We start from the raw sequence: 23,866 nt of genomic DNA, 5'->3' as shown, positions 1-23,866 counted from the left end.
TCGACGGTACTGTCGAAGACACGTTCGAACGAGCGGCGGTGTCGGGGGTCCCCCGTAGCGTCGCGCTCGTCCCCCTCCCCCGCCCCGAAAGGACCTCATGGCCTCCTCGAAGACGCGCACCGCCCCGTACCGCTGCTCGGAGTGCGGATGGACGACCGCGAAGTGGGTCGGCCGCTGCGGCGAGTGCCAGCAGTGGGGCTCCGTGATCGAGAGCACCGAGCGCACCGGCCTCGTCCGCGCGGTCGCCGCTGTGGCTCCGGCCGCCGGCCGCATCGCGCGGCCCATCACCGAGATCGAGACCACGTCGGCGGCGCACCGCCCCACCGGCGTGGGCGAGCTCGACCGCGTGCTCGGCGGCGGGATCGTCTCCGGCGCGGTCGTGCTGCTCTCGGGAGAGCCCGGCGTGGGCAAGTCGACCCTCCTGCTCGAGGTCGCGAGCCGCGCCGCGGCCGAGGGCCAGCGGGTCCTCTACGTCAGCGCGGAGGAGTCGGCCGCGCAGGTGCGCATGCGGGCCGAGCGCACCGGCGCGATGCACGACAGCCTCTTCCTCGCGGCCGAGACCGACCTCGCCACTGTGCTCGGCCAGATCGACGAGGTCCGACCGGACCTGCTCATCGTCGACTCGGTGCAGACGGTCGCGAGCGACACCGTCGACGGCCTGCCCGGCGGTCCCAGCCAGGTCCGCGAGGTCGCCGCGACCCTCATCCGCGTCTGCAAGGAGCGGGCGCTCCCCCTCGTGCTCGTCGGACACGTCACGAAGGACGGCTCCATCGCGGGGCCGCGCCTGCTCGAGCACCTGGTCGACGTGGTCTGCCACTTCGAGGGCGACCGGCAGACGGCGCTGCGCTTCGTCCGCTCGCTCAAGAACCGCTTCGGCCCGACGGACGAGGTCGGCTGCTTCGAGATGACCGCCGAGGGCATCGCCGAGATCCCCGACCCGAGCGGTCTGTTCCTCAGCCGCACCCGCTTCCCCACCCCGGGCATCTGCGTCACGGTCGCGATGGAGGGACGCCGCGCGCTCCCCGTCGAGATCCAGGCGCTCGTGATCGCGAACGACGGCGAGCACCCCCGCCGCGTCACGAACGGAGTCGACGCGTCCCGGGTCGCGATGATCCTCGCGGTCCTCGAGCGGCAGGCGTGCATCCCCCTGCGGCGCTGCGACGTCTACGTGTCGACCGTCGGCGGCGTGAAGCTCATGGAGCCGGCGGCGGACCTGGCGATCGCGGTCGCCATCGCCTCCGCCCACGCCTACACGCCGCTGCGGCCCGGGATCGCCGCGTTCGGCGAGATCAGCCTCTCGGGAGACATCCGGCCCGCCTCCGGAGCGAAGCAGCGCGCCTCTGAAGCGACACGACTCGGGCACTCCTCGCACCTCGACTCCAGCGCCTTCACCCTCTCGAGCGCGATCACCCACGCGCTCGTCCCCGTTCCCGAGCGCATCCGTCCGGAGCGGGTCCCCGCGCACTGACGGCCGCGTCCCCGGCATGCTGCACAGGCACCCGTCCACCGCTCGGAGCCGCGGGTGCCCCCGTCCACCGCATGGTCGAGGATCGCCACCGGAGGCGAACACGGGCTCCATGGGCACTACCCGACAGCTCCGCGCGACCACCGCACGCGTCCGCTCCGCCGCGGCCGCCCGTCGCAGCCTGCCCCTAGACGCCGCCCCCGCCGCCGCCTCCGCCGCCCCCACCCGAGCTGCCGCCGCCGCCCGCGCCGCCGCTCGAGGAGCTCGACGAGGATCCGACGTAGCTCGACGTCGACGACGAGAACGAGGACACGCTGCCGGCGAAGGCCGCCGCGTGGAAGCCGTTCGGTCCGGAGTACCAGACCGGCTCCTCGCCGGTGCGCTCGTAGGCCGACGCGAGCTCCGCCGACCACTCCTTCTCGAGACCGAAGAGCACGGCCCACGGCAGCAGGCGCTCCGTCACCTCGACCACCTCGACCGGTCCGACCGTGCGCCGGTCCGCCCCGCGGGGCGACTGCAGCATCGCGATCCGGTCGGCCTCGGCCAGACGGATGTACAGCTCGAGCCCGCGCAGATGGTCGCGCAGCTCCGCGCCCGCGGCCGTCAGCGGCACCCTCGAGACCAGGATCGTCCCGACGACGGCCGCGACGATCGCGACCAGCATCAGCACGAGCGGGAGCGCTCCGCCGAAGGATCGGGTCATCAGGAGGATCGCGCCCAGGAAGGCGGCCATGACACCCAGCAGCAGCGGGACGATCACGAGCACGCTGCCGCCGATCGTCCCGGCCTTCTTCAGTCCCGCCTCGGTCACCCGGTTGCCCAGCGCGGTCTGGAACTGTCCGACGGCCTTGCCGAACTCCTTGTCCTTGCCGGAGAGCTCACGCACCGTCCCCGGCACCCGGCCGAGGGCGATGTCGAGGAACTGGCGGTCGTCGGAGGCGAGGGGCCGCGGGCGTCCCGCGCGTCGCGTCGGCGTCGTCGCAGGGTCGAGCACCCGCACGGCGTACTCCTGCTTCCGCCCCTCCCCCGTCTCCTCGATGCGCACGAGACCGCGGACGGCGGCGTCCAGGAGTCCGGCCGCGGGGGCCTTCGACGTCTTCCGCAGCAGCGCGGCGGAGAGGAACAGCCCCTCCGCGGGCGGGTCGTACTCGGCGACGACGGTCGGGCGGCCGGGAGCGTCGCGGAGCACGGTCCGGCGGCGGTGCACGGCGAGCGCGAGGCCGATCAGGACCGCGGCGAGGCCGCCCAGCTGCACCCAGGACCAGCCGGAGGCGAGGTAGCGGTCGTCGCGCGGCGTGAAGGTCCCGGGAGCGAAGCCGATCGCCACGGTCACGTTCTCCCCCGGAGCCAGCGACTCCCCCGATGCCGTGACGACCGCGCCGTCGCGGCCGATCGGACAGGGCGTCGTCGAGCCCTCCGGTCCCCGGTAACAGCTGACGGTCCCCGTCGCGGCGGAGGCCAGCGACCCGGCGAGCTCGACGCGCACGTCGTAGCGGTCGAAGGACTGGCGCCAGCCCGTGCCGTTGACGTCCCAGTAGAACTCGTCCTCGCCGCTGCGCGTGCCGGATCCAGGCAGGGTCGTGTTGTGCTGCGTGTAGGTGAAGACGTAGGTCTGGCTGCCGCTGACGAACTCGTCCGCCGCGCTGGTGACCAGGAGGAAGCCGTCCTCGCGCTCGGTGTCGACCGGCCGCGCCTCCCCGTCGCCGTCGGTGACGGACACCAGGTCGACGTCGGTCGGGTGCCCCTCGTAGTCGAGCGGGATCGCGCGCTGCATGCCGCGGTTCTGCGATGGCGGGAACTCGGCGACGAAGGTCTCGACGGTGGTCAGCGTCGAGCGGCCCTCCTCGTCGCGGTCGAGGCGGAAGTCGGCCGAGTACGCCGAGAACCGGAAGCCGTCCACGTCCGCGCGCACGACACCCGCGACGGGCTGCGGAGCCGCCACGGCCTGCGCCGCCGCTCCGCCGACCAGTAGCGGGACCGCGAGGGCCACGACCGCCGCGCGCCGCGCGACCGCCCCCGCCCGGCCGGTCGAGGCGGACAGGATCGTGCCGAGCAGCCCCCACATGCCTGCGATGCTACGCGCCGACGCACGCCCGGCACGTCCCCCGGGCGGACTACTGGAGCAGGAACTGCGTGGGCGAGCCCGAGGGGATGCCGGCGACCGACACCGACAGGTTGTAGGCGGCGCCGCCCGCCTCGACCGCCTCGCGTCCGCCGGAGCAGGTGTCGGCGGAGGAGCGGGTGCGGTCCCACGTCAGCGCGCTGCCCATCACCGAGCGGCCCGCCTGGAGGAGCACCGGCAGATCGGCCGCGCCGGTCTGGCAGTCCGTGGAGGTCCAGATCTGCTCGGAGCCGCTCGTGATAGTGAAGACCTGCTTGCTCGTGCCCGCGTCGATCACGCAGTCGGTGCTCGAGATGTTGGCCAGCGAGAGCGAGAGCTGAGGATCCTCGCCGGGCGCGTAGCTCGTGGCGTCCGTGACCGCGGTGACGGCGACGGAGTCGGCCGTGCAGGCGGGTGCGGCGCCGGGCGTCGCACCGGGCGAGGTGGTCGGGTAGAGCGTCGGCAGCACGACGGTCGGCGTGGGGCTCGACGCGGCGTCGGAGCCGGTCATCCGCGGGAGCAGCGACAGCACCACCGCCAGGCCCGCGACGATGACGACCAGCGCGAGCAGCACTCCGGCGCGGCGTCGCCGGTAGACCCGGGAGGGCAGGCGGCGGGGCGGCGGAGTCACCGGGACAGGCTACGACGTGGCGGCGGTCAGAGCGTCTTCAGCATGCGGGTGTTGCCGAGCGTGTTCGGCTTCACCCGGGCGAGGTCGAGGAACTCGGCGACTCCCTCGTCGGGAGAGCGGAGCAGCTCGGCGTAGACCTCGGGGTCGACGACCTTCTCGCCGATCGGCTCGAAGCCGTGGCGGGCGAAGAAGTCGACCTCGAAGGTGAGGCAGAACAGGCGCTTCAGGCCGAGCTCGCGCGCGTCGTTCTCGAGGCGCTCCAGGATGTGGTGACCCACACCCCTCCCGAGCCAGTCCTGCGCGACCGCGAGGGTGCGCACCTCCGCGATGTCGTCCCACATCACATGCAGCGCACCGCAGCCGATCGCCGTCCCGTGGCCGTCCTCGGCGATGCGGAACTCCTGCACGGCGCCGTAGAGCACCACGCGGTCCTTGCCCAGGAGGATGCGCTCGTTCACGAGCGGCTCGCTGAGCTCCTGGATGAAGGGGACATCGCTCGTGCGCGCGCGGCGCACCGGGTACTTCCAATCGGCCATTCGACAAGCCTAGGCCGCACCGGGCGCGGGATCCTGCGAGCAGGCGCCCACCCCCGGACGACGACGTGCCCGCCCCCTCGCGAGAGGGGACGGGCACGGGGTCGTTCGGCAGCCTGCTACGACATCAGGTCGGGCGTCGCCGGGCCGGCCGTGGCCGCTCCGGTGGACGCGCCGGCGCTGATCGAGATCAGGCGCGGGGTCGTGGTGAAGACGAACCTGTTGTCGGCGAAGTCCACGTGGATGTGGTCTCCGGCGCCGAGCTCGCCGTGCAGGATCCGCTCGGACAGCTGGTCCTCGATCTCGCGCTGGATCGCGCGGCGCAGGGGGCGCGCACCGAGGGCCGGGTCGAACCCGACCTCGATCAGGCGCTCCTTGGCCGGCTGCGTCAGCTCCACCGTCATGTCACGGTCGAGCAGACGGTCGCCCAGGCGCTTGATGAAGAGGTCGACGATCTGGAGCAGCTCGGGCTTCGACAGCTGCGGGAAGACGATGACGTCGTCCACGCGGTTGAGGAACTCGGGCTTGAAGTGCTTCTTGAGCTCCTCGTTGACCTTGCCGCGCATGCGGTCGTAGCCGGTGGCGTTGTCGCCCTCGATCTGGAACCCGACGGGACCACCGGCGATGTCACGAGCACCGAGGTTGGTGGTCATGATGATGACGGTGTTCTTGAAGTCGACGACACGGCCCTGGCCGTCGGTCAGTCGACCCTCCTCCAGGATCTGGAGGAGCGAGTTGAAGATGTCCGGGTGCGCCTTCTCGATCTCGTCGAAGAGGACCACGCTGAACGGCTTGCGGCGCACCTTCTCGGTGAGCTGGCCGCCCTCCTCGAAGCCGACGAACCCGGGAGGGGCGCCGAACAGCCGCGAGACGGTGTGCTTCTCGCCGTACTCCGACATGTCGAGCGAGATCATCGCATTCTCGTCGTCGAAGAGGAACTCGGCGAGCGCCTTGGCCAGCTCGGTCTTCCCGACGCCCGTGGGGCCGGCGAAGATGAACGAGCCCGAGGGGCGCTTGGGGTCCTTGAGGCCCGCGCGGGTGCGGCGAATCGTCCGCGAGAGTGCCGCGATGGCCTCCTCCTGGCCGATGACGCGCTGGTGCAGGGCCTTCTCCATGAAGACGAGCCGCGAGGACTCCTCCTCCGTGAGCTTGAAGACCGGGATGCCCGTCGCCTGGGCGAGGACCTCGGCGATCAGGCCCTCGTCGACCACGCCGGTGGCCTTGACGTCGCCCGACTTCCACTGCTTCTCGAGGCGCAGACGCTCACCGAGCAGCTGCTTCTCCTCGTCGCGGAGCGACGCGGCCTTCTCGAAGTCCTGGTCCTCGATCGCGGCCTCCTTGGCGGAGCGGACCACGGCGATGCGGTCGTCGAAGTCGCGCAGCTCCGGCGGCGCCGAGAGGATCGAGAGGCGCAGGCGTGCGCCTGCCTCGTCGATCAGGTCGATCGCCTTGTCCGGGAGGAAGCGGTCGCTGATGTAGCGGTCGGCCAGGTTGGCCGCCGAGACGATCGCGCCGTCGGTGATGGACACCTTGTGGTGCGCCTCGTAGCGGTCGCGCAGGCCCTTGAGGATGTTGATCGTGTGGGGCAGCGACGGCTCCGCGACCTGGATCGGCTGGAAGCGGCGCTCGAGAGCGGCGTCCTTCTCGAAGTGCTTGCGGTACTCGTCGAGCGTGGTCGCGCCGATGGTCTGCAGCTCGCCGCGGGCGAGCAGCGGCTTGAGGATCGAGGCGGCGTCGATCGCGCCCTCAGCGGCCCCTGCGCCGACGAGGGTGTGGATCTCGTCGATGAAGGTGATGATGTCGCCGCGGGTGCGGATCTCCTTCGTGACCTTCTTGAGGCGCTCCTCGAAGTCACCGCGGTAGCGGGATCCGGCGATGAGCGAGCCGAGGTCGAGCGTGTAGAGCTGCTTGTCCTTCAGCGTCTCGGGCACGTCGCCGCGCACGATCGCCTGGGCGAGGCCCTCGACGACGGCGGTCTTGCCGACGCCGGGCTCGCCGATCAGGACGGGGTTGTTCTTGGAGCGGCGGGAGAGGATCTGCATGACCCGCTCGATCTCCTTCTCGCGCCCGATGACCGGGTCGAGCTTGTTGTCGCGCGCCGCCTGGGTGAGGTTGCGTCCGAACTGGTCGAGGATCTGCGATCCCCCCTGAGGCTGCTGCTGCTCACCGCCCACGGCGACCTGCTCCTTGCCCTGGTAGCCGGAGAGCAGCTGGATGACCTGCTGGCGCACGCGGTTCAGGTCGGCACCGAGCTTGACCAGCACCTGAGCGGCGACGCCCTCGCCCTCGCGGATGAGGCCGAGCAGGATGTGCTCAGTCCCGATGTAGTTGTGGCCGAGCTGCAGCGCTTCGCGCAGGGACAGCTCGAGGACCTTCTTCGCCCGAGGCGTGAAGGGGATGTGGCCGGTCGGCTGCTGCTGCCCCTGGCCGATGATGTCCTGCACCTGCTCGCGCACAGCGTCGAGCGAGATCCCGAGGGACTCGAGCGCCTTGGCGGCCACTCCCTCGCCCTCGTGGATCAGGCCGAGCAGGATGTGCTCCGTGCCGATGTAGTTGTGATTGAGCATCTTGGCCTCTTCCTGGGCCAGGACGACGACGCGCCGCGCGCGATCGGTGAATCTCTCGAACATGCTGTCACTCCCTACAGAACCCGCAGGGGTGGGCTCCGATACGTCGACTGTAACCAGCGCTCCCCCCGGTGAGCAGGCCTGTTCGCCCTGGGCGTGCACGCGATCCGGGAGGGGTGCGGGCGGCGGTCCCGTCCACCGGTCCATGCGAAGGCATACACTTCCCGCATGAGCAACCTGGAGGAGCATCCCGACGAGCTCCCCGTCGCCGCGGAGCCGGTCCCTCGCGAGCCCGGCGCGGTCGAGATCCTGGAGGCGCGGCTCGTCCCGCTCGGCGGTCCGCGTGCGATCGAGGTGCGCCGCACCCTCCCGCAGCGATCGCGCTCGACGATCGGCGCGTGGTGCTTCGCCGACCACTACGGCCCGGTGCGGCTCGGCGAGGAGGCCGGGATGGACGTCCCGCCGCACCCGCACACGGGCCTGCAGACCGTGAGCTGGCTCTTCGAGGGCGAGATCGAGCACCGCGACAGCGTCGGCAGCCTCGCCGTGGTGCGCCCGGGCGAGCTCAACCTGATGACGGCCGGACGCGGCATCTCGCACTCGGAGGTCTCGACCGGGGGCGCGCCCGTCCTGCACGGGGTGCAGCTCTGGGTCGCGCTGCCCGAGGAAGCACGGCTCGTCGATCCGTTCTTCGAGCACCACCGCGGCGTTCCCGTGGAGCTGCCCGGCGCGCTGGTGCGCGTCTTCGTCGGAGGGATGCTGGGCGCGTCGGTGCCCGCGAGCACCTTCACTCCGCTGGTCGCCGCGCAGATCGACCTCGAACCGGGTGCCCGGGTCGAGCTGCCGGTCGAGGAGTCGTGGGAGTACGGCGTGCTCGTCGACGCCGGCCCGGTGGCGGTCGAGGGTGCGGACGTCCCGCGCTCGGACCTCGCCTACCTGGCGCCCGGCCGCTCGCACCTGGTGCTGACCGCCGGGGACGCGGGCGCGCGCGTGGTGCTGCTCGGCGGCGAGCCGTTCGCCGAGGAGCTGGTGATGTGGTGGAACTTCGTCGGCCGCAGCCACGACGACGTGGCGGCCGCCCGCGAGCGCTGGCAGTCCGACGTGATCGCCGGGGCGGATCCCGCGGGACCGTTCGGCACCGTCGACGGGTACGGCGGACGCGCGCTCCCCGCGCCCGTGCTGCCGACCGTGCGCCTCAAGCCGCGCCGCCGGGCCTGAGCCGAGACCGTCAGGCCGAGGCGCTCCGAGGCGGGGCCCACGACTCGGGAGCGCGGGAGTCGCGATGATCCCGCTCGACCACCGCGACTCCCGCGCTCTCACCGGCGCGTCAGGACGCGTCCGACTCCTTCTTCGCGGCGGCCTTCGCTGCTGCCTCGCGGTCGGTGGCCTCGGCCGTCTCGCGGAAGGCGCGGCGAGGATCCTGCAGCGCGCTCATCGGCGAGAGGTCGCGCGGAGTGACGGCGTCGACGAGCCAGCCCGTGATGATCCGCCACTTGCGGTCCAGGGTCGGCATCGCCGCTCCGTGGTAGGCGCGGTGCGCGAGCCAGGCGGGGAGGCCGCGCAGCTTCACGCCCTTGATCAGGCCCGCGCCCTTGCCGATGCCGTACTCGGCGACGGTCCCGACGGAGGCGTGGCGGTACTCGTCCACGGTGCCTCCGGTGAGGTCGGCGATGATGTTGCGCGCCAGGAGCTTGGCCTGCCGGACCGCGTTCTGCGCGTTCGGCGGGTAGTACGCGGGCTGCTTCTCGCTGGTGAGGTCCGGCACCTGCGCGCCGTCGCCGGCCGCCCAGGCGCCGCCCACCGGCTCGCCGTCCTCGCGGATGACCCGCAGGCGCGCATCCGCCATGACGTGGCCCTTCGGCCCGCGGGGCGCGTCGGTCGCGTCGAGGATCGGGTTCGGCTTCACGCCGGCGGTCCACACGATCGTGGCCGTCGGGATGCGCTCGCCCGAGGAGAGCTCCACGACGCCGTCCTCGCAGGAGGGCATCGTCGTCTTCAGGTGCACGTGCACGCCGCGCGAGCGGAGGTGGTCGAGCGTCCACTTCGAGAGCTCGGGACCGACCTCGGGGGCGACCCGGTCCAGTGCCTCGACGAGGTGCCAGGTGACGTCGCCCATCGAGAGGGAGGGCTGCGCGGCGAGGGTCTTGCGGCTGAGGTCGAGCAGCTCGCTCAGCGCCTCGACGCCGGTGTAGCCGCCGCCGACGAAGACGAAGGTGAGCAGGCGCCGGCGCTCGGCGGGATCGGTGGTGAGCGCCGCCTTCGCGATGTTCTCGATGACGCGGTCGCGCAGGTGCGCCGCCTCCTCCACCGTCTTGAAGCCGATGCCGTGCTCGGCGAGGCCCGGCGTGGGGAACGTTCGGGTGACGGCTCCGAGCGCGAAGACGACCTGGTCGAACTCGAGCGTGCGGGTGGAGCCGTCCATCGCGGCGACGGTGGCGCTGCGCTCGGCGAGGCTCACGCCGGTGATCGCGCCGCGGATCACGCGGGTGCGCTTGAGCGCGGAGACCAGCGGCACCGTGACGTGGCGCGGCTGGACGTGCCCGCCGGCGACCTCGGGCAGCAGCGGCTGGTAGGTCATGTAGGGGTTCGGCTCGACGACGGTGACGTCGATCGGCGCCTCCCCCCGTCTCTTCTCGAGGCCCCAGGCCGTGTACAGGCCGACGTAGCCGCCGCCGAGGATGAGGATGCGCGTCGTACGGGATGCCGTCATGTCCGTTCCCTTCTCGAACCCGGCGCCGGGCAGGCGGAACCGGATGGTGCTGAGGACGCTCCGACGCTACGCGGGGCGCGGCGGCACGCACAGGGACTTGCGCGACGAGTCGGGGCCGCGCATCCTCCGCAGGCGGGCGGACGGGAGCCGCGCTACTGCAGCGCCGAGGTGAGCCGCGCCAGGTTGTCGAGCAGGGTCGAGCGGAGCGGCTGCTGCCGCCACTCGCGGAGGGTCAGCTCGCGGGAGTGCTCGCGGTAGTCCTGCTGCACCTGGCGCAGGTCCTCGACGAACTCCGAGCCGCGCACCATGAGCGAGACCTCGAGGTTGAGCGTGAAGGAGCGCATGTCCATGTTGCTCGAGCCGATCACGGCGACGTCGTCGTCGATCGTGAAGTGCTTCGCGTGCAGGATGGTCGGCTTGCGGTACATCCAGATGCGCACGCCCGCGGTCAGCAGCGTCTCGTAGTACGAGCGCTGGGCGTGGTAGACCACGGCCTGGTCGCCGATCTCGGAGACGAAGAGCTCCACGTGCACGCCCCGCCGGGTCGCCGTCGTGATCGCGTAGAGCATCGCCTCGTCGGGCACGAAGTACGGGCTGGTGATGATGATCGACTTCTGCGCCGAGTAGAGCAGCGTCAGGAACAGCCGCAGGTTGTTCTCGCCCTCGAACCCCGGCCCGCTCGGCACCACCTGGCAGTCGATCGTGTCGCGCTGCTGCAGCGCCTCCATCGGCTCCGACTCCCGCAGGAGCAGCTCGTCGGTCTCGCTGTACCAGTCGGTGATGAAGATGGCGTTGATGCCCTGCACCACCGGCCCCTCGAGGCGCACCATCAGGTCGTGCCAGTGCAGGCCGCGACGGATGTTGCCGCGCTTGTTGTAGCTGGAGTCGACGACGTTCTGCGAGCCCATGAAGGCCGCGTTGCCGTCGACGATCAGCAGCTTGCGGTGGTTGCGCAGGTCCGGCCGCTGGTACTGCCCGCGCCACGGCCGCACGGGGAGCATGTACGACCACGAGGCGCCCGCCCGCTCGAGGGCGCGCAGCCGGCGGTGGGTGCCGCTGTAGTAGCCGGGCACGCGGATCGACGCGATGTGGTCGAGGAGGATCCGCACCCGCACCCCGCGGGCCACCGCGCGGTCGAGCGCGTCGAAGAAGGGCGCGGTGGTCGAGTCGGCGGCGAGGATGTAGAACTCGCAGTGCACGTACCGGCGGGCGCGGTCGATCTCGGCGGCCATCGCGCGGATGGTCTGCTCGTAGTCGCCCTGAAGGCGCGCGTCGTTCCCGCCGACCAGCGGCATCGCGCCGAGGTTGCGGTTGAGGGTGACCACCGACTCCAGCCACTGCGGCCACGGGTGCTCCCGGGCGACGCGGTCGATGCCGTCGGTCGACTCCAGGATGAACCGGTTGATCTCCTGCTGCTTCCGGCGGCGCTTGCGCGGCAGCCGGTAGCTCCCGATGAAGAGGAACAGCAGGATGCCGACGTACGGGATCAGGAAGATCGCCATCAGCCAGGCGAGGCCGGTGGTCGGACGGCGGTTCCGCGGCACGACGATCACGGCGATCACGCGGACCACGAGCTCGACGAAGACGGCCGCGATCGGGAGGATCACGGCCCAGTCGGGTGCGGGCACCGCGCCTCCTCGTTCGTCGTGCGGAGCCGCTCAGCGGGCGCGGGAGGCACCCGCGCGGCGGCGGTGATCAGGAGGCGTCGCGGGGAGGCAGGCCGCGGCGCTCGCGCTCGCGGGCCTCGATGCGGTCGTACGCTCGGCGCTCGTTGCGGTCCGAGCGGATGAGGGCGCGCATCACGAACCAGAAGATGGCTCCGACCGTGATCGTCGGCACGAGGGCCCACAGCCCCTGGTTCCACAGCTCCCAGTCCATGCGGCGATCCTACCCGCGGCACCGGCGCGGGAGCCGTGAGCCCGGAGGCCCGTGCGCCCAGCGGCCTTCGCGGGCGCTGGGCTACTGGCTCTCGACCGACTTGTTCAGCGCCGCGGCATCGGAGTTGAGGCCCTCCAGCTCCGAGCGCAGGCCGTCGTACACGGAGATGTCCGCGTCGATGGCGGCGCGGGTGGCGTCGACGGCCTGGCTGCGGGCGAGCAGATCGGCGCGCTCCGTCTCGAACTCGGCCGTCGATCCGAAGTCGCCGCTGTCGGCGCGCGAGTTGAAGTCGTCGATCTCGACGTTGAGCGCGTCGTACTCGGCGTTGTTCGCGTCGACCCGCGCCGTGAGGTCGGCGTACATCGTCTCGATCCGGGAGACCAGGTCCTCGATGCGGTTCTCGAGATCGGTGAAGACCGCCTCGTAGCGGGCGTTCAGGCCCACGACGACGGAGCGGTCGTCGAAAAACTCGGCGTAGTGCGCCTCGAGCGCCGGCGGAAGGTCGGCCACCTCGGTCCCCAGGATCGAGTGCAGCTCGTTGACGCGCTCGCCGAGGCCGCCGGTGCGGTACAGCTCGAGGCGCTCGGCGATCGTGCCGTCCTGCGGGAGGGTCTCGTACGCGGCCTCGAGCTCGTCGCCCAGCTCGGCCTGCTCCTCCGCGTCGAGCCGCACCCACGCGGCGTGCAGCATCTCGTGGGCCGCCGTGACGTCGCGGATCCCGTCGAGGTCGGGGTTGGCGACGTCCGAGATGTAGATGCTGGTGCCGGTGTAGCAGCCGAGGACGATGTCGTCGGAGGCGCCGTAGCCGCAGAGGTCGTTGAAGCCGGCGGTCGGCTCGACCGACGGGCTCGACGCGTAGTAGAGGGCGCGGCCGCGGTCGGACATGGCGGTCCGCTCCGCGAAGCCGGCGATCGTGGGGTCGGGCGTGAACGCCTCGGCCGCTCGCCGGTCGGCCAGCGCGGTGCCGACGTCACCGGAGGAGGTGAGGACGCTCGCGGCGACCGCGGTCCCCACTCCGAACTGCGCGATCGTGAGGACGCCCGCCGCGACGGCCGCGACGATGCTCGATGCCCTGACCATGTCTCCCCCTCGGCTCCTGCGACCCTACTTGACGAGCGGGAACAGGATCGTCTCGCGGATCCCGAGGCCGGTGATCGCCATCAGGAGGCGGTCGATGCCCATGCCCATGCCGCCGGTGGGGGGCATGCCGTGCTCGAGGGCGCGGAGGAAGTCCTCGTCCAGGCGCATCGCCTCGTCGTCGCCCGCGGCGGCCTGGCGGGCCTGCTCGACGAAGCGCTCGCGCTGCACGACCGGGTCGATCAGCTCGGAGTAGCCGGTGGCCAGCTCGAAGCCGCGGACGTAGAGGTCCCACTTCTCGACGACGCCCGGGATGCTGCGGTGCGCGCGCACGAGCGGCGAGGTGTCGACGGGGAAGTCCATCACGAAGGTCGGACGCGTCAGGCCGCCCTTCACGAAGTGCTCCCACAGCTCCTCGACGTACTTGCCGTGCGTGGGGACGTGCACCTCGACGCCCTCGCGCGCGGCGAGGGTCTCGAGCTCGGCGAGCTCCGTCTCCGGCGTGATCGCGATGCCGGCCGCGAGCGACAGGCTCTCGTACATCGAGATGCGGTCCCACCGGCCGCCGAGGTCGAACTCGGTGCCGTCGGCCCAGGTGACCACGTGCGAGCCCGCGACGGCCTGGGCCGCGTTCTGGATCAGCTCCTGGGTCAGGTCGGCGATCGAGTTGTAGTCGCCGTACGCCTGGTAGGCCTCGAGCATCGCGAACTCGGGCGAGTGGGTGGAGTCGGCGCCCTCGTTGCGGAAGTTGCGGTTGATCTCGAAGACCCGGTCGATGCCGCCGACGACCGCCCGCTTGAGGTAGAGCTCGGGCGCGATGCGCAGGTACAGCTCGGTGTCGAACGCGTTCGAGTGCGTGGCGAAGGGTCGGGCGGAGGCGCCGCCGTGCATCACCTGCAGCATCGGGGTCTCGACCTCGAGGAACTCGTGCGAGGCGAAGGTGTCGCGGAGGGAGGCGTTCACCCGGGCGCGGGTGACGACCGTCTCGCGGGCCTGGGGGCGCACGATCAGGTCGAGGTAGCGCTGGCGCATCCGGGTCTCGTCGCCGAGCTCGTTGTGCAGGTTCGGCAGCGGCAGGATCGCCTTCGCGGCGATCGTCCACTGCGACACCCACACGCTCAGCTCGCCGCGCTTGCTCGAGACGACCTCGCCCTCGACGAAGAGGTGGTCGCCCAGGTCGACGAGCTCCTTCCACGCCGCCAGCGACTCCTCGCCCACGTCGCCGAGCGAGACCATGGCCTGGATCCGCTCGCCGTCGCCGGCCTGCAGCGTCGCGAAGCAGAGCTTGCCCGTGTTGCGCTGGAACACCACGCGGCCCGCGAGGCCGACGCGCTCGCCGGTCTTCACGTCCGGCTCGATGCCCTCGTGGCGCGCCCGGACGGCCGCGATGGTGTCGGTGACTCCGACCGCGACGGGGTAGGCGCCGGCGCCGAGGTCGTCGCCCGCGAGCTCGAGCAGGCGCTCGCGCTTGGCGAGGCGGACGGCCTTCTGCTCGGAGGCCTCCTGCTGCGCGGCCCGCTCGGCGGCGGCCTGCTCGGAGTCGGACTGCTCGGCGGCGGGGGTCGTGGTCTCGGGGACGTCGGGGGTGTCGGCCATGAGGGGTCGCGGTGCTTTCGGTTCGGGGCGGACGGCCGCGATCAGGCGAGCAGGATCGGGGCGTTGTCGAGGAGGCGGGTGGTGCCGACGATCGCGGCGACGAGCACGAGTGCCGGGCCGCGGTGGTCGGCGTCGACCGGGAGGAGCGTCGCGGGATCCACGACGACGAGATAGTCCAGCTTAACGAGCGGCTCGGCGTGCGCGACGGCCTCGGCGGCCTCGATCGCCGCGGCGGCACCGCGGTCCGCGGCTCCCGTGGCGGCCGCGAGGAGGCGCGGGAGCACGAGGCCCGCGCGGCGCTGCTCCTCGTCGAGGTAGCGGTTGCGGCTGGAGCGGGCGAGCCCGTCCTCCTCCCGCACGATGCCGACGCCCTCGATCGCGACGGGCAGGTCGAGGTCGCGGACCATGCGGCGCACGAGGAACAGCTGCTGCGCGTCCTTCTGCCCGAAGACCGCGACGTCCGGCTGGGCGATGCTCAGGAGCTTGGCGACGACGGTGAGCATCCCGTCGAAGTGCCCCGGCCGCGCGCGCCCCTCGTAGAAGCCGCCGACCTCGCCCGCGACGACCCTCGTGGAGGACGGCCCGTCGGGGTACATCTCGGCGACTCCCGGAGCGAAGAGGAGGTCGGCCCCGGCCGCGTCGAGCAGGGCGGTGTCGCCCTCGAGGTCGCGCGGGTAGCGGTCCAGGTCCTCGGTCGGACCGAACTGCAGCGGATTCACGAACACCGACACGACGACGACGTCGGCCAGCTCGCGCGCCCGCTCGACGAGGGCGAGGTGCCCGGCGTGCAGGGCGCCCATCGTCGGCACGAGCGCGATGCGCCGACCGGCCCGCCGCGCCTCCTGCAGCCGCTCGCGGAGGTCGCCGATGCGGTGGACGGTGCTGATCACCCGACGATGCTACCGGCGGTCCCACGGCCGCCCGGGCCCTCGGCACCGAGACGCCGTGCTCCTCCGCGAGGCACCGCCTCCCGAGCGGCGTCCCACCCGGGAGCGGCGTCTCGAGCGGCGCGCCCGTCAGCCCGCCGCGCGGCGCAGGGCGTCGTCGACGGAGGAGCGGACGAGGCTGGAGAGGAAGAAGCCCGGCTTCTCGACGCCGATGCCCGCCAGCAGTCCCGCCGCCTGGTCGACGATCGCGGTCGAGAAGGTCGTGGCGGTCGAGACGGCCTCCGCGTAGGCGGCGCGGTCCGACTCCGCCACGGAGACCGGCTCCCCGCCCATCTCGACCACCAGCGCCTGCGCGATCGGCAGCACCGGGCCCGGTGCCGACACGGCGAAGTAGGTCTCGGCGAGGCGCGCCAGGTCGAGGCTGGTGCCGCTGAAGGCCATCGCCGGGTGGACTGCCAGGGGGATGACCCCAGAGGCGAGCGCCGGAGCGAGCACCCCGTAGCCGTGCTCAGGCGCCGTGTGCAGCACCAGCTGGCCGGGCTGCCACGCTCCGGTCGCGGCGAGCCCCGCGACCAGGGCGGCGATCTCGCTCCCGGGGACGGCGACGATCACCAGCTCGCTGCGCTCGACGAGCTCGGGGATCGCGAGCACGGGGACTCCGGGGAGCAGCGCGTCGGCGCGCTCGCGGCCGCTCTCGCTGGTGGTGGCGATACCGATCACGGCGTGGCCGGCCCCGGCGAGCGCGGCACCGAGCACCGGGCCCACGCGTCCGGCACCGATCACGCCGACGCCCAGGCGTCCGTCGCGGCGGTTCTCAGGCATGCGGTTCCCCCTCCGGAGCGGGCCAGTCGGGCAGGGCGGGTGCGGCCGCGCGCCGCCCCCACTGGTGGCTCGCGTCGCGGTCGGCGGCCCGCACTCCGGCCGTCGCGAGGCTCTCGAAGAAGGCGAGTCCGTCGGCTGCGCTCATCACCGGCACGAGCGGAGTGACGGGGCCGGCCACCGTGTGCACGCGCGCCGAGGCCAGCCCGAGCAGGCGCTGGAGCGGTCCCTGCTGGACCCCGACGCTCTGCATCCGCGCCAGGGGCACCACGGCGACCCGCCGCCAGACCGCTCCGCTGCGCAGGATCGCGACCTCGTCCGTCAGCCGGTACCCGGTCCTCCGGAACGAGAAGGGGCGGAGCCACACCGCCGAGCGCGGCGCCCGGGTGAAGCCGGCGGCGTCGCGGTGCCGGAGTGCGTCTCCGACGGGCGTCGACTCCGCTCCCTCGGCCGGTCCGGGCAGCAGGAGGGCGAGGACGCGCTCGACCGCGGCGAGGTCACCGACGGGCAGGATCGTGGTGTTCGGCTCGCCGTTCGCCCCGCGGGAGGCCGCGTGGCCGGCGCGGTCGATCCGCACCTGCCACCAGCCGAAGGGGCGCCAGAGCAGCGGCTGCGTGATCTCGACGGCGTGGATCCGGCCGGGCGGGATCGTGTCGCTGCTGGTCGAGAGCACGCCGTAGCCGACCCGCACGCCGTCGGGCGTCGCGGCGATCGAGTACCGGAGCGAGCGCACGAACTGGCGGACGTAGTAGCTGCCCGAGCCGATCAGGCCCGGCAGGATCGCGAAGAGCACGTAGGGCGAGCCGTAGACGGCGACGAACACCACGGCGACGACCGAGGCGGCCAGGAACAGGGTGAAGCCGCTGAAGACGAGCGAGCCGAGGAGCCGGCCCGGCGGGATCGAGACGACCGACTCGGGCGGCGTCTCGTCCTGAGGCTCGCCGAACTCCTCCAGCCGGCGCGCCAGGAACCCGCCCGCCGGAGCCGCACCGTCGACCGTCGCCTCCCGCTCGCGCACCCCGGACGCGAGCCGCAGGATGTCGCGGCGCAGGGCGTCAACCAAGCGCGACCCGAGGTACGACAGCTGGACGTTCGCGTCCTGCCCGGCCACGCTCACCTCGAGCTTCGCGGCTCCGAACAGCCGCGCGAACAGCGGACGCTGCACCGCGATGCCCTGGATGCGGTCCAGCCGCGCCCGCCGGTTGGTCCGGAAGAGCACGCCGGAGCGCACCTCGACGAGCTCGTCCGTGATGCGGAAGGTGTGCATCCGCCAGGACAGCCAGAACGCGAAGACGGCGACCGCCAGGCCCACCGCGACCGCCAGCAGCGCCCAGCCGACGAGACCGCGGCGCAGCAGCTCGTCGACCGGATCGCCGCTCTCGAACCCCTCCGGCCCGGGCAGGAACAGCTCGACCAGGCGCTCGCGGAGGTTCGTGATCACGATACCGAGGACGACCAGCAGGCCGATCCCGCCCTTGAGGACCGGGGTCGCGGGATGGAGGCGGTGCCACTCCCCGTCGGCGAGGTCCGTCTCGACGGCGCGGAGCTCGGTCACAGGCCGGCCCGGCGCGACTCGGCGAGCTCGACCAGGCGGTCGCGGAGCTCCTCCGCGTCCTGCTCGGCCAGGCCCGGGATGCTGACGCCGGTCGCCGCGGCGGCGGTGACGAAGCGGAGGTCGGCGAGGCCGAGCGCCCGGGCGAGCGGCCCGCGGTTGACGTCGATGAGCTGCATCCGCCCGTACGGCACCGACACGAAGCGCTGGAACATGATGCCGCGGCGGAAGAGCAGGTCGTCCTGGCGCAGGAGGTAGCCGTAGGCGCGCGCACGGCGCGGGGCCACGATCAGGAGGGTCACCGCGAGGGCGGCCGCGGCGGCCAGCGGGATCCAGCCCCACGGCAGGCCGATCAGCATCAGCACCACGGGCACGGCGAGCAGCAGCACGCTCGACACGACGGCCGACACGATCTCGACCGCGACGTACCGGGGCGAGACGCGGCGCCACTCCCCCGTGATGTCGAGGCGGTCCCGCCGGCGTCCCCTCGCGTCGCGGCGGGTCGTCGGCGACGCGTCCTCGGGCTCGGCGGGCATGGCGTCGTCCTCACTGCCCGCGGCGATCCGGGCGTCGGCGTCAGGCGTGGTTCACCTCGCCGACGGCGCTGTCGTCGTCGTCGCTCGGCGGGATGGTGCACAGGTGCTCGGCGACCAGGCCGGCCACCAGCAGGACGAGCGCACCCACGATGGTCGCGACGTCCTGCCACACGGAGCCTAGCGAAGGGATCGCACGGCTCAGCAGGTACACCAGGATGCCGCCGGAGGCTCCGAGCAGCAGAGCACCGACGTGGCTGGACGCCTTCGCCAGCACCACGACGCGCATCGCCCGGAACGGATCGATGGGCCGGCGCAGCGTGCCCTTCGTGGCGCGGTGGATCGGGACGGCGAAGCCGAGCACGAGAGCCGCGACCACGATCAGGGTCAGCGGAACCGTCAGCGGCGGGATGAGCACGGGGCGGCCGGCGGCGGCGATCGCGAGGTCGAGGAGGAACCCCGCGACGGCCCCGGCGAGGCCGAGTCCGAGCAGGGTGCTGATGCGGGTGCGCCTCACGGGGTCCTGCTCTCGGGGTCGGCGGTGCTGCCGCGGGCGGAGTCGCGCCCCGGCCAGGTCAACCCGGCCGGGTGGTCGGTCACGCGGTCGGTCGCCCGTGCGCGCAGCTCGGCCACGGGTCCGGCTCCGGGAAGGACCGCCGCCGGCTCGGCGTCGAGCCAGGGCTCGAGCACGAAGGCCCGCTCGGCCGCCCGCGGGTGCGGGAGGGTCAGGTGCGGGTCGTCGCGGAGCACGCCGCCGACCGCGATCACGTCGATGTCGAGGGTCCGGTCGCCCCAGCGCTCCTCGCCCTCGCCGCGGATCCGGCCGCCGGCCGATTCGATCGCCGCCGTCGCCGCGAGCAGGTCGTCGGGCTCGAGGACGGTCGAGCCGGTCACGACCGCGTTGAGGTACCCGGGCGCGTCCTCGTCGACGCCCTCGGGCTTCCACGCGAGCGACTCGACGACCTTGGACACCGCCTCGATGCGCAGGCCCGGCGTCGTGGCGAGGGCCCGCAGCGCCTCCTCGAGGTGCGCCAGGCGGTCGCCGAGGTTGCTGCCGAGCGCGAGCACGACGTGGCGGACCGGGCGGACGCGCTCCTGCCGCGGCCTCACGACCGGGTCCTCGTGATCTGCACGGCGACGTCCTCGAACGGCAGCGGGATCGGCGCGTCCGGCTTGTGGACGGTGATGCGGACGACGTCGGCGGCGGCGAAGCCCAGGGCGACCCGGGCGAGGCGCTCGGCCAGGGTCTCGATGAGGTCGACCGGGTCGCGGGTCACCGCGTCGGCCAGGGCGATCGCGAGCTCGCCGTAGTGCACCGTCTCGGCCAGCGCGTCGCCCTCGGCCGCCGGCGCGGTGTCGAGCCAGACCGTCGCGTCGATCACGAAGTCCTGGCCGTTCTCGCGCTCGAAGTCGAAGACGCCGTGGTGCGCGCGCACGCGCAGCCCGGTGAGGGTGATGGAGTCGCGCACGGCGAGGGCGGCGGGGTCGATCGCGGTCACGGGGTCTCCTCCTGAAGTCGGGCGGCGAGGGCCAGGGCGCGGGCGGACGAGCGGACGTCGTGGACCCGGACGCCCCAGGCGCCGTGCTCGGCGGCGACGAGGCTCAGCATGGCGGAGACCTCGTCGCGCTCGGCGGCCGGGGCGCCGGCGGGGGCGAACGGAGCGAGGAACCGCTTGCGCGAGTGGCCGACCAGGACCGGGAAGCCCAGCGAGACGATCGCGTCGAGCCCGGCCAGCAGCGCCCAGTCGTGCGCGCCGACCTTCGCGAAGCCGAGGCCCGGGTCGAGCAGGAGGCGGTCGTCCCGGATCCCGGCCTCACGGGCGGCGTCGACGCGGCGCTCGAGCTCGCCGCGGACGTCCGCCACCACGTCGCCGTAGGAGGCGAGAGCGGTCATGCCCGCGCTGTGCCCGCGCCAGTGCATCGCGATGTAGACGGCGCCGCGCTCGGCGACGAGCGCGAGCATCCGCGGATCGGCGAGGCCGCCGGAGACGTCGTTGACGACGACGGCGCCCGCGTCCAGGGCGGCCTCGGCCGTGGCGGCGCTCATCGTGTCGATGCTGACGCGCACCCCCTCCGCGGCGAGGGCGCGGACGACGGGCAGCACGCGGCCCTGCTCGGCGGCGGAGTCGACGCGCGCCGCACCGGGACGGGTGCTCTCGCCGCCGACGTCGACCAGGTCCGCGCCGAACGCGGCGGGTCCGTCCCCGGCGGGCCGGGTCAGGTCGAGGCCGTGGCGGACGGCGTCGTCGACGGACAGCCAGCGGCCGCCGTCGCTGAACGAGTCCGGAGTGACGTTGAGGATCCCCAGGAGCGCGGCGCGGCCGGTCGGCGTGAGGTCGGCGACGGTGGTGGCCACGTCACTCCCCCCGCGCGGCGCCGATCAGCGCGATGATCTCGGCGCGGGCGGCCGGGTCGGCGAGGGAGCCGCGGGCGGCGACCGTCACGGTCGAGCTCGCGGTCTGGCGCGGCCCGCGCATCCGCACGCAGCCGTGCTCGGCGTCGACCACGACGAGCACTCCCTCGGGAGCGAGGCCCTGCTCGAGCGCGTCGGCGATCTGCTCGGTCATCCGCTCCTGGATCTGCGGTCGCGACGCGACCGTCTCGACCACGCGCGGCAGCCGGCCGAGGCCGACGACCCGCTCGCGCGGCCGGTAGGCGATGTGCGCGACGCCGAGGAACGGCAGGAGGTGGTGCTCGCAGACGGAGCGGAAGGCGAGGTCGCGCACGATCACCGTCTGGTCGAGCGGCGACTCCTGGCCGCCCTCGACCACCGCGAACGTCTCGGTCAGCTGGGCCGCGGCGTCGTCGTCGAACCCGCCGAAGAACTCCTCGTACGCCTCGGCGAACCGCCGCGGCGTGTCGAGGAGTCCCTCGCGGCCCGGGTCGTCCCCGATGGCCGCGAGGATCTCGGCGACGGCCGCCTCGATGCGCGCCTTGTCGACGGGCACGCGCGCGCTACGCCGTCGCGGGGCGCGGGTTGATCAGCGGCGGGCGCTTCGGCGCGACCTCGTCGGCACCAGCGGAGGAGACTCCCCCGTCGGTCGCACCCGAGTCGATCGGCGCCTTGGCGACCGGGACCGCGATGGGCGGCAGGTCGGACAGGGGGCGCTTGTCGCTCGAGAGCCACTGCGGGCGCTCGTCGATGCGGCGGACGTCCTTGAAGATCTCGGCCAGCTGGTCGTGGTCGAGCGTCTCCTTCTCGAGCAGCTCCATCGCGAGGCGGTCGAGGATGTCGCGGTTGTCGTTGATGACCTGCCACGCCTCGTCGTGCGCCTGCTCGATGAGCTGGCGCGTCTCGGCGTCGACCGTCTCGGCGATCTGCTCGGAGTAGTCGCGCTGGTGGCCCATGTCGCGGCCGAGGAACATCTCGCCCGACGACTGGCCGAGCTTGACCGCTCCGACGTTCGCGGACATGCCGTAGTCGGTGACCATCTTGCGGGCGATGGAGGTCGCCTTCTCGATGTCGTTCGACGCTCCGGTGGTGGGGTCGTGGAAGACGATCTCCTCCGCGACGCGGCCGCCCATCGCGTACGTGAGCTGGTCGAGGAGCTCGTTGCGGGTCGTGGAGTACTTGTCCTCCAGCGGGAGCACCATCGTGTAGCCGAGGGCGCGGCCGCGCGGCAGGATCGTGACCTTGGTCACGGGGTCGGTGTGGCGCATCGCCGCCGCCGCCAGAGCGTGTCCGCCCTCGTGGTAGGCGGTGATCAGCTTCTCCTTGTCGCGCATGACCCGCGTGCGGCGCTGCGGCCCCGCGATGACGCGGTCGATGGCCTCGTCGAGCGCGCGGTTGTCGATCAGCTGCGCGTTGGAGCGGGCGGTGAGCAGTGCGGCCTCGTTGAGGACGTTGGCCAGGTCGGCGCCGGTGAAGCCCGGGGTCTTGCGGGCGACGACCTCGAGGTCGACTCCCCCGGCGAGCGGCTTGCCGCGGCCGTGGACCTCGAGGATCCGCTTGCGGCCGAGCAGGTCGGGGGCGTCGACGCCGATCTGGCGGTCGAAGCGGCCCGGACGCAGCAGCGCGGGATCGAGGATGTCGGGGCGGTTCGTCGCCGCGATCAGGATGACGTTCGTCTTGACGTCGAAGCCGTCCATCTCGACCAGCAGCTGGTTGAGGGTCTGCTCGCGCTCGTCGTGACCGCCGCCCATGCCGGCGCCGCGGTGGCGGCCGACGGCGTCGATCTCGTCGACGAAGATGATGGCCGGCGAGTTCTCCTTCGCCTGCTGGAACAGGTCGCGGACACGGCTCGCGCCGACGCCGACGAACATCTCGACGAAGTCCGATCCGGAGATGGAGTAGAAGGGGACGCCCGCCTCGCCCGCGACCGCGCGCGCCAGCAGGGTCTTGCCGGTGCCGGGAGGGCCGTAGAGCAGGACGCCCTTCGGGATGCGGGCGCCGACGGCCTGGAACTTCGCGGGCTCCTTGAGGAACTCCTTGATCTCGTGCAGCTCCTCGATCGCCTCGTCGGCGCCGGCGACATCGCCGAACGTGACCTTGGGCGACTCCTTCGAGACGAGCTTCGCCTTCGACTTGCCGAACTGCATGACGCGGTTGCCGCCGCCCTGCATGCCCGAGAGCATCAGCCAGAAGAACGCGCCGATCAGCAGGATGGGGAGCAGGAAGCCGAGAGCCGAGAGGAACCAGTTGGTCTGCGGGACCTCGTCGTTGTAGCCGGTGCTGCCGAGATCGGCCGCGGACACCGCGTCGACGACCTCCGCGCCGCGAGGGGCCACGTAGTAGAACTGCACCTGCGTGCCGTTGTCTCCGTCGGCCTGCTTGAGCGTGAGATCGACGCGCTGCTCGCCGTCCACGATCTTCGCCGAGTCGACCTTGCCGTCCTTCAGGAGGTCGAGACCCTCCTGCGTCGTGACCGGCCGGAAGCCGGACATGGTGATCAGCGAGGAGCCGATCCACACCGCGACGATCGCCAGGACGACGTAGAGGATGGGACCCCGGAAGATGCGCTTCACGTTCATGCTTGTTGCGGGTGCGACACCCGGCGCCTTTCTGACGAGGAGATTGTGCCTGCCAGGCTACCTCCCGCACTCTGAGCGCCGCCCACGCGTTCGCCGTGGGCCGAACGGCCGCGGGCTGTGTTGTCTGGCGGGGATGCGGCGGGCCGCATCCCCGCGCGCGGTCGGCTTCGCGACGGGGTGCGTTCCGCAGAGCGGGTCTCGTCGGACTGCCGGGAAACGCTGGCACGCGTTTCCCGGTCCGCGTCCTCTGCCTTGCGGGTGGAGGCGGGTGCTTCACGGGCAGGGCGCGCCGCGAGAGCGCAGGAGTTGTCGCACTCGAGCTCGACAGCGACGACTACTGCGGCTCGAGCATCGCGAACTCGGGCGAGTGGGTGGAGTCGGCGCCCTCGTTGCGGAAGTTGCGGTTGATCTCGAAGACCCGGTCGATGCCGCCGACGACCGCCCGCTTGAGGTAGAGCTCGGGCGCGATGCTGCAGGTGATGCACGGCGGCGCCTCCGCCCGACCCTTCGCCACGCACTCGAACGCGTTCGACACCGAGCTGTACC

21 protein-coding genes and 1 pseudogene are annotated in these 23,866 nt (G+C 72.6%); 2 read left to right on the top strand and 20 right to left on the bottom strand.

The annotated features are described in order from the left end of the window. Positions 1–97: 97 nt before the first annotated feature. Positions 98–1,468: a DNA repair protein RadA gene (gene radA, locus C5C82_RS13030; RefSeq protein WP_104355196.1), complete on the top strand. Its 1,371-nt coding sequence runs from the start codon at positions 98–100 to the stop codon at positions 1,466–1,468. A 184-nt stretch (positions 1,469–1,652) separates the two neighbouring features. On the opposite strand, the gene C5C82_RS13025 is transcribed toward radA, so the two are convergent. From C5C82_RS13025 to C5C82_RS13010, 4 genes are all read right to left on the bottom strand, one after another. After that, on the bottom strand, positions 1,653–3,530 hold the full coding sequence (locus C5C82_RS13025; RefSeq protein WP_181134447.1) for a DUF2207 domain-containing protein: 1,878 nt from the start codon (positions 3,528–3,530) through the stop codon (positions 1,653–1,655). 49 nt (positions 3,531–3,579) lie between these two features. Beyond that, complete coding sequence (locus tag C5C82_RS13020; RefSeq protein ID WP_104226002.1) at positions 3,580–4,197, bottom strand: hypothetical protein; 618 nt, start codon at positions 4,195–4,197, stop codon at positions 3,580–3,582. Between the two features lie 26 nt (positions 4,198–4,223). Beyond that, the gene (locus tag C5C82_RS13015) at positions 4,224–4,733 is read right to left on the bottom strand and encodes an amino-acid N-acetyltransferase (RefSeq protein ID WP_104224089.1); all 510 of its coding nucleotides are present in this window, start codon (positions 4,731–4,733) and stop codon (positions 4,224–4,226) included. Positions 4,734–4,849: 116 nt separating this feature from the next. Next, the gene (locus C5C82_RS13010; RefSeq protein ID WP_104234294.1) at positions 4,850–7,360 is read right to left on the bottom strand and encodes an ATP-dependent Clp protease ATP-binding subunit; all 2,511 of its coding nucleotides are present in this window, start codon (positions 7,358–7,360) and stop codon (positions 4,850–4,852) included. A 165-nt stretch (positions 7,361–7,525) separates the two neighbouring features. Here C5C82_RS13010 and C5C82_RS13005 point away from each other — a divergent pair, with 165 nt between their 5' ends. After that, positions 7,526–8,515 (top strand): pirin family protein, encoded by a 990-nt coding sequence (locus C5C82_RS13005; protein ID WP_104291741.1) that lies wholly within the window; start codon positions 7,526–7,528, stop codon positions 8,513–8,515. 109 nt (positions 8,516–8,624) lie between these two features. On the opposite strand, the gene C5C82_RS13000 is transcribed toward C5C82_RS13005, so the two are convergent. From C5C82_RS13000 to C5C82_RS18265, 16 genes and pseudogenes are all read right to left on the bottom strand, one after another. Beyond that, complete coding sequence (locus C5C82_RS13000; protein ID WP_104355195.1) at positions 8,625–10,007, bottom strand: NAD(P)/FAD-dependent oxidoreductase; 1,383 nt, start codon at positions 10,005–10,007, stop codon at positions 8,625–8,627. Between the two features lie 152 nt (positions 10,008–10,159). After that, a complete protein-coding gene (gene cls, locus C5C82_RS12995; RefSeq protein ID WP_104355194.1) occupies positions 10,160–11,635 on the bottom strand; it encodes a cardiolipin synthase in 1,476 nt (491 codons plus the stop codon). A gap of 67 nt (positions 11,636–11,702) precedes the next feature. Further along, complete coding sequence (locus C5C82_RS12990) at positions 11,703–11,885, bottom strand: hypothetical protein (protein WP_104224094.1); 183 nt, start codon at positions 11,883–11,885, stop codon at positions 11,703–11,705. An 81-nt stretch (positions 11,886–11,966) separates the two neighbouring features. Further along, positions 11,967–12,965, bottom strand: coding sequence for a hypothetical protein (locus tag C5C82_RS12985; protein ID WP_104355193.1), 999 nt, complete (start codon positions 12,963–12,965; stop codon positions 11,967–11,969). A gap of 24 nt (positions 12,966–12,989) precedes the next feature. Further along, positions 12,990–14,558 carry a lysine--tRNA ligase gene (gene lysS / locus C5C82_RS12980; RefSeq protein WP_104355192.1) on the bottom strand — a complete coding sequence of 523 codons (1,569 nt, stop codon included), beginning with the start codon at positions 14,556–14,558 and terminating at the stop codon, positions 12,990–12,992. 41 nt (positions 14,559–14,599) lie between these two features. Then, positions 14,600–15,448, bottom strand: coding sequence for a pantoate--beta-alanine ligase (panC, locus tag C5C82_RS12975; protein ID WP_104355191.1), 849 nt, complete (start codon positions 15,446–15,448; stop codon positions 14,600–14,602). A gap of 126 nt (positions 15,449–15,574) precedes the next feature. Beyond that, positions 15,575–16,267: a Rossmann-like and DUF2520 domain-containing protein gene (locus tag C5C82_RS12970; protein ID WP_104291745.1), complete on the bottom strand. Its 693-nt coding sequence runs from the start codon at positions 16,265–16,267 to the stop codon at positions 15,575–15,577. After that, positions 16,260–17,819, bottom strand: coding sequence for a PH domain-containing protein (locus C5C82_RS12965; RefSeq protein WP_104238409.1), 1,560 nt, complete (start codon positions 17,817–17,819; stop codon positions 16,260–16,262). Before C5C82_RS12965 ends, C5C82_RS12970 begins: the two co-directional genes overlap by 8 nt. Beyond that, entirely contained in the window at positions 17,816–18,352 is a 537-nt protein-coding gene (locus C5C82_RS12960; RefSeq protein WP_104234302.1) for a PH domain-containing protein, read from the bottom strand. Before C5C82_RS12960 ends, C5C82_RS12965 begins: the two co-directional genes overlap by 4 nt. Positions 18,353–18,392: 40 nt before the next feature. Then, on the bottom strand, positions 18,393–18,866 hold the full coding sequence (locus tag C5C82_RS12955) for a DUF3180 domain-containing protein (RefSeq protein ID WP_104238407.1): 474 nt from the start codon (positions 18,864–18,866) through the stop codon (positions 18,393–18,395). Then, the gene (folK, locus tag C5C82_RS12950) at positions 18,863–19,459 is read right to left on the bottom strand and encodes a 2-amino-4-hydroxy-6-hydroxymethyldihydropteridine diphosphokinase (protein WP_104234304.1); all 597 of its coding nucleotides are present in this window, start codon (positions 19,457–19,459) and stop codon (positions 18,863–18,865) included. Before folK ends, C5C82_RS12955 begins: the two co-directional genes overlap by 4 nt. Next, positions 19,456–19,848, bottom strand: coding sequence for a dihydroneopterin aldolase (gene folB / locus C5C82_RS12945; protein WP_104347803.1), 393 nt, complete (start codon positions 19,846–19,848; stop codon positions 19,456–19,458). Before folB ends, folK begins: the two co-directional genes overlap by 4 nt. Then, entirely contained in the window at positions 19,845–20,705 is an 861-nt protein-coding gene (folP, locus tag C5C82_RS12940) for a dihydropteroate synthase (RefSeq protein ID WP_258065481.1), read from the bottom strand. The genes folB and folP overlap by 4 nt, the downstream gene beginning before the upstream one ends. 1 nt (position 20,706) lies before the next feature. Continuing rightward, positions 20,707–21,297, bottom strand: a complete 591-nt coding sequence (folE, locus tag C5C82_RS12935; protein ID WP_104224103.1) for a GTP cyclohydrolase I FolE — start codon at positions 21,295–21,297, stop codon at positions 20,707–20,709. Positions 21,298–21,304: 7 nt separating this feature from the next. Then, complete coding sequence (ftsH, locus tag C5C82_RS12930; RefSeq protein ID WP_104224104.1) at positions 21,305–23,320, bottom strand: ATP-dependent zinc metalloprotease FtsH; 2,016 nt, start codon at positions 23,318–23,320, stop codon at positions 21,305–21,307. 343 nt (positions 23,321–23,663) lie between these two features. Beyond that, positions 23,664–23,866: pseudogene (locus C5C82_RS18265) on the bottom strand (amino acid--tRNA ligase-related protein); the annotation flags it as partial.

Origin of the sequence: Rathayibacter sp. AY1D5 (assembly GCF_002932515.1) — a bacterium.
GTDB lineage: Bacteria > Actinomycetota > Actinomycetes > Actinomycetales > Microbacteriaceae > Rathayibacter.
Note: the sequence above shows the minus strand (reverse complement) of the source record. Positions and strands in the feature narration are given on the sequence as shown.

Excerpts from the sequence above, each read along its gene's own strand:
- radA (WP_104355196.1), top strand. The coding sequence starts at position 98 with ATGGCCTCCTCGAAGACGCGCACCGCCCCGTACCGCTGCTCGGAGTGC.
- C5C82_RS13025 (WP_181134447.1), bottom strand. The coding sequence starts at position 3,530 with ATGTGGGGGCTGCTCGGCACGATCCTGTCCGCCTCGACCGGCCGGGCG.
- C5C82_RS13015 (WP_104224089.1), bottom strand. The coding sequence starts at position 4,733 with ATGGCCGATTGGAAGTACCCGGTGCGCCGCGCGCGCACGAGCGATGTC.
- C5C82_RS13010 (WP_104234294.1), bottom strand. The coding sequence starts at position 7,360 with ATGTTCGAGAGATTCACCGATCGCGCGCGGCGCGTCGTCGTCCTGGCC.
- C5C82_RS13005 (WP_104291741.1), top strand. The coding sequence starts at position 7,526 with ATGAGCAACCTGGAGGAGCATCCCGACGAGCTCCCCGTCGCCGCGGAG.
- C5C82_RS13000 (WP_104355195.1), bottom strand. The coding sequence starts at position 10,007 with ATGACGGCATCCCGTACGACGCGCATCCTCATCCTCGGCGGCGGCTAC.
- C5C82_RS12990 (WP_104224094.1), bottom strand. The coding sequence starts at position 11,885 with ATGGACTGGGAGCTGTGGAACCAGGGGCTGTGGGCCCTCGTGCCGACG.
- C5C82_RS12985 (WP_104355193.1), bottom strand. The coding sequence starts at position 12,965 with ATGGTCAGGGCATCGAGCATCGTCGCGGCCGTCGCGGCGGGCGTCCTC.
- lysS (WP_104355192.1), bottom strand. The coding sequence starts at position 14,558 with ATGGCCGACACCCCCGACGTCCCCGAGACCACGACCCCCGCCGCCGAG.
- C5C82_RS12970 (WP_104291745.1), bottom strand. The coding sequence starts at position 16,267 with ATGCCTGAGAACCGCCGCGACGGACGCCTGGGCGTCGGCGTGATCGGT.
- C5C82_RS12960 (WP_104234302.1), bottom strand. The coding sequence starts at position 18,352 with ATGCCCGCCGAGCCCGAGGACGCGTCGCCGACGACCCGCCGCGACGCG.
- ftsH (WP_104224104.1), bottom strand. The coding sequence starts at position 23,320 with ATGAACGTGAAGCGCATCTTCCGGGGTCCCATCCTCTACGTCGTCCTG.